At 38.7% G+C, this 5913-nt stretch carries 2 protein-coding genes; both read left to right on the top strand.

From position 1 onward, the window contains the following. Positions 1–2449 (top strand): autotransporter outer membrane beta-barrel domain-containing protein (locus ACFIML_RS08450; RefSeq protein WP_375687917.1); only part of this gene is annotated, 2449 nt, incomplete at its 5' end. A 650-nt stretch (positions 2450–3099) separates the two neighbouring features. After that, a partial coding sequence (locus ACFIML_RS08445) for an autotransporter outer membrane beta-barrel domain-containing protein (protein ID WP_375686783.1) occupies positions 3100–5913 on the top strand: 2814 nt, incomplete at its 3' end.

Here is a 5913-nt window from a genome sequence, read left to right as displayed (position 1 = left end):
CGAATTGCAAGGCAAAACAACAATTAATAATGCTTTCATCGGGCTTAATGCAGAAAATAGTGGGGCAATCACAATGAAGGGAGGAACTGTAACCGCTGTAAACATGGCATTGCTTGCAAAAAACGGTGGGCATATTAAGGTTACAGATGTTGCTCTAACAACAACAAATGGTAACTATGGCGCAGCTACCACCGATCCTAACAGCTTGATTGAATTGTATGGGAAGACAACTATTGATAATGCTGTAACCGGACTTGATGCAGAAAATAGTGGCACAATCATAATGACTGGGGGAACAGTAACTGCGAAAACCATGGCATTGTTCGCAATGAATGGTGGACATATTAAGGTCACAGACGTTGCTCTAACAACGATGGATGGTAACGGATACGGTGCAGCTACCAGCAATCCTAACAGCTTAATTGAATTGTATGGAAATACAGCGATTAGCAATACTTTCATCGGGCTTTATGCAGAAAACGGTGGCGCGATTAAAATGAATGGAGGGACCGTAGCAGCAAAAGGATCAGCATTTGTTGTAAAAAATAGCGGATATATTGATGTAACAAATGTTTCTGCAACAGCAGAAAACAGTGGCATAACATTTGATAAATCCGAGGACGATAACACCTTAGAAATCAACTTGACAAATACAAAGATTCGCACTGAAAATAGTATTGGAATTAATGCAGACCAATCAATCGGTATAGCCAATCTCAAAAATTCAGAAATCAGTGCCGATATTTTATTAGCGGCAAAAGATTCAACTAAAGAAAATAACTTTGCTTTTACACTAAATGCTAATAACTCGGTATTAAAGGGAAGAGCAAAAATTGCAGAAAACAGAACTGTACGCTTTGATTTGGCAAACAAGACAACATGGATATTGAAAACCAGTACAAAAGAAACCGATGATGATGGAAAACTGCTTGCTATTGCTCAAAGGTCACGTTCTGATATTTCTGTACTCAATCTCAATGATAGTTCTATTGTTTTCAATGGACTGGTAGAAGATCATTATCATACATTGCATGTAGGATCTGGAATACCAACCACTCTAGCAGTCTATAATGCCTCTGGTGAGGCAGAAATTCATTTCAACGCTATATGGAGTGATGGTGTTGCAATAGATGCACAAAAAACCGATAGGCTTCTCATTCACGGTGATGTAGCAGGCACCACAACAGTTTACGTCAAAAGTTCTTCAGGGGATAAAGAGAGTGTAGAAAATGCTTCTGCTCCTTCCAATATAGGTGGACTTTCACTTATTCAAGTTTCTGGAGAAGCAAAAGAAGACTCCTTTAAATTGAAAAATGGCTATACCACCATAGGAGGAACTCCTTATAAATATACGCTGACTGCCTATGGACCAGTATCAAGTTATGGCAAGGCCAATGCTAACCAAAACTTATTCGATGAAAAGGATAAAGATTTCTGGGATTTTCGCTTGCAGTCTGAATTTCTTAACCCCGATTCAAAAGTAAGAGCAGTTGTACCACAAATGGCAAGCTATTTGGTTATGCCAAATGCTTTCTTTTATACTGGATTGGCCGATATGGCCAAGCAAAATGCACTTTTAGCCAATATGAGAACAACAGTCTTGGGAGAGCAGAAAAATCTAAAAAACAGTTTCTTCCTCTCTACCTATGGGGGTAAAGGAACCTTATCCTCGAAACGTGGTCCCCTTAAATATGGTTATGGTGCTGATGTCCGTTATGCTGCTCTCCAAGCCGGTGTCACATTAGCGGTATTAGAAGGACAAAATACCACGACACATTTCGGTCTTGTAGGCACCTATGGGCGGCTATCTTTCACTCCAAAGGATATGGATGATGTCAGTGAGAGCACATTGGATAAATGGTCACTAACAGCTTATGGCAGCGTGCAGCATGACAATGGTTTCTATATAGATACACTGTTATCCTATGGAATTCTAAAAGGAGATATCGGCAATGCTATCATTGGCAAAACCGCAAAGTTGAAAAATGCCAAAATGTTGAGTATCTCCACCACTGTTGGCAAAGAGTTTGCAACCGGAATGGAAGGCTTAACCTTCGAGCCTCAAGCACAACTTGCTTATCAACATTTGATGTTTAATACCATTGAAGATGCTGATAATTTTACCGTTGATATGAAAAATCCTTCTCAATGGTTGATCCGTGTTGGTGGACGTTTAACCAAAACCATTATGACTGCTGAAAATGGTCCTGCCCTTTCCTTCTATGGAAAAGTAAACTTGATCAAAACCTTTGGTGATAATGGAAAAGTACAAATGAGCAAGAATTTTAACCTTGATCCCATGGGAACAGCAATTGAGGGAGGAATTGGTATCAATGCGCGACTATCTCACAACTTCTCTCTTTACGGTGATGTAAGCTATCGACAAAAGCTTCAGAAAACTGGTATAAGTGGTGCAAGCTTTTCAGGTGGCATACGCTATCAGTTTTAATACAAGGCTATAAAAATAGCCTATTCATTCTATTCAATTTAACAAAAGGGCAGCCACAATATGCTGCCTTTTTTGTACATTAAAGCCATCTTTTTTCCTTTTAAAGCACCCTTCCCTCTTTATACTTAGTTCTTTACGAAAATCACCAAGACAAGACACAACAAATGCAACAGAGCACTTCCATCCCCAGTGGATGAAAAGTACTTCCTACTTTGAGAAAAAGAGAAGTCTATTAGAAATAAATTAATACCACTGTGTTGAAAAATGAAAATCCACTTTAAGCCCAAGTAGATTAGCTTTTTTATAAGCTTCTTCTACATCCTTTTTTGTTCCCTCATAACCCCAATTTGGGTCATATAATAATCCCTACCATCACGTAAAAGATGTCATGGTACCACTATATCAGTATCTCACAATATTTCTCTGAATAATAATATTCAAAATTATAATTCTTTAAATAAAATCAGTTATAAATACATTTTGTATTAGACATAATTAATATCAATTATTTTTTAATTTTGACAAAAAACCAAAAATGTCTTACCAAATAAAGACAATTACTGAAATTAATAACAACTATCCATTTTCACTTCTTCTTATGAAGTTCGCGGGGAAATGAATATTTGGGGGCTCTCATAAGGAGAATACTAGTGTATAAAACATCCCTTTTATCATGCACGGCTGTAGCCGCTATTATCCTATTTAACATCCAGTTCAGTGCACATGCTGAAACCCTCGTAGTTTCTGAGGGAAAACAACAAGAAGTATCCGATAAAACCTACGAAACTATTCACGCAAAAGACGGTGGCAAAATCATTGGAAAACATTTAACCATTGTTACGAATAAAGATATAAACCAGGGCACAAACGAAACCGTCTATGCTGTAACAGCAGAAGGTGCTGACAGTGCGATTGAGTTACTGGATGGCACAACCATTAAAGGAACTGGTTCTGGTATTTTCTTAGGCCTTGAAGCCAAAGACGGTGCTACACTTCAAATGACTAAAGGAACAATTACATATTCTGGAATGGGGCCCTCCTCATCTGGCATTTTATCTAGCACTGGCGCTTCCTTTTCTGACAGTAAGAGTAAAAAAAACAAGCTGGAAGACGTGGTAATATCGAGTGAAAACGATAACAGTTCACTATCCTTAGGAATAAATGCTAAAAACAGCACAGTAATCTTGAACAATGTAACCGTTACTCAAGCACTAACAGGCATATTTGCAGAGGATCACTCAACAATAACAGTGTCTGGAGGATCATTTCGTGCAAAAAATACAGCAATATCTGCTCAAAATGGCAGCATCATTACTTTAAACAACAATGTTACAGTCGCATCATCTAATGGTACTGGACTCCATGCAGATGGTATAGAATCCAAGATCACAATGAAAGGAGGGGCTGTCATAGGAGGAAGTTTGAATGGACATGAAGGCGCATTACTTACAGAAAATGGTGGACGTATTGAAATTACGGATGTTACTCTAACAACCGATAACTTCGGAAACGGTGCAAATGCCCATGGCTTTGGAAGCATAATTGAATTAAAAGGCAAAACAAGCATTGAAAAAGTTAGAGACGGACTGAGAGCAGAAAAAGGTGGTAAAATCACCAGCGAAGATTTAACAATAACTGCTTATGAAAACCAAGAATACGGCACTTCTGGTATAATAGCCATTGATCCCAATAGTGAAATTCAATTAAAGGGGCATACAACCTTTGAAAAAGTTTCGTACGGTCTTGGAGCCTATAATGGTGGTAAAATTACCAGCGGAGATTTAACAATAGTCGGTGGTAAAGCAATTAATGACAACCCCAATGAAGCACGATCTGGTGTATGGACAGCGGGCTCTGGGAGTGAAATTCAGTTAACGGGCAAAACAACCATTCAAAATTTTGATGAAGGTCTTTATGCAGAGGATGGAAGTAAAATTATTAGCGGAGATTTAACAATAATCGGTGGTGAGTCCGAAGCAGCAACCGTTGGTGTAAACACTTGGGAGGCTGACAGTATAGTTGAATTAAATGGCAAAACAACCATTCAAAATGTTGATGTTGGTCTCGCTATTGGTAAAGATAGCACAATTAAGATGATTAATGGCGCTATTGATGCTAATTCTAAAGGTCTAGATACCCAATCCGACACCCTTCAGAATGGGAAGAAAAATAAAATAGAAGCAAAAAAAGTTGCACTATGGGCGGCATTTAACGGACATATTGATGTCGTGAATACTTCTATGATAGCAGGAGTTGCTGGTTTGCAATTTATAGCTCTCTCTAATCCTGATCTAGATTATCCAGATGTTCCACAAAAACGTAAAAACAGTGAAATCAATCTGACTAATGCAGAGCTTCATGCTGAAAATGGTACTGGAATTTTTGTTGGAGCTTTTACTAACGATAACATTGAAGATATTCCAAGTTTGTCAATCGGTACAGTCAATCTCAAAAATTCAGAAATCCATGCCGACGTATTATTAGGAGATGGTATTTTCGAAAATCCAAAATCTTGGGGAACCGATAATTATTGGAATGATAAAGAGGTTAAAGCGATCTCCAACGGCACCTTCACCTTAAGCACTGATCAGTCTACTCTAGAAGGCAGAGCAAATATTGCTAAAGACAGAAATGTGCACTTTGATTTAAAAAACAATACAACGTGGACGTTGAAAATCAGCAAAAATGAAAAAGATGATGATGGCAATCTGCTTGATATCGCTCAAAGATCTCGTTCTGATGTTTCTGTGCTTAATCTCGATAACAGCTCCATTGTTTTTGAGAAACCAACCGAAGAGCATTACCAAACATTGCATATAGGTTCTGGTAAACCAGACACGCAAGAAGTCTACAATGCAACGGGTGATGCAAAGATTTACTTCAACACAAAATGGAGTGACGGTGCTGCAATAAATGACCAAAAAACCGATAGACTTTTGATCCATGGGGATGTCTCTGGCAACACATCAGTTTATGTCACGGGGCGCTTAGAAGAGAACAATATCGAAGCAAACACCTCTGCTGCTGCCAATGTCCGTGGTCTTTCACTCATTCAAGTTTCTGGAAAAGCAGAAGAAAACTCTTTCAAACTGGTAAATGGTTATACCACAAGAGGTGGCTTACCGGATATGTATACACTACGTGCCTATGGACCAGACTCAAGCCAAGGCAAAGCCGATATTGCACAAAACCTCTTTGATGAAAAGAATGAAAATTTCTGGGATTTCCGTTTGCAACCCGAACTGCTTGGCTCCAATTCTGGTTCAAATCCTGATCCTGAAACAAATATCCCTACCGTTGCCCCTGTACCACAAACAGCAAGCTATTTGGTCATGCCAAATGCTCTCTTCTACAGTGGATTAACCGATATGGCTAAACAAAACGCACTCTTAGCCAATATCAGAACATCTGTCTTAGGAAAAGAAGAGGAAAAACAAACCGGTTTCTTCCTCTATACTTACGGA

Source organism: Bartonella sp. AC62GZZY (assembly GCF_042196525.1).
Taxonomy (GTDB): domain Bacteria; phylum Pseudomonadota; class Alphaproteobacteria; order Rhizobiales; family Rhizobiaceae; genus Bartonella.
This window is presented reverse-complemented; position numbering and strand designations above follow the sequence as displayed.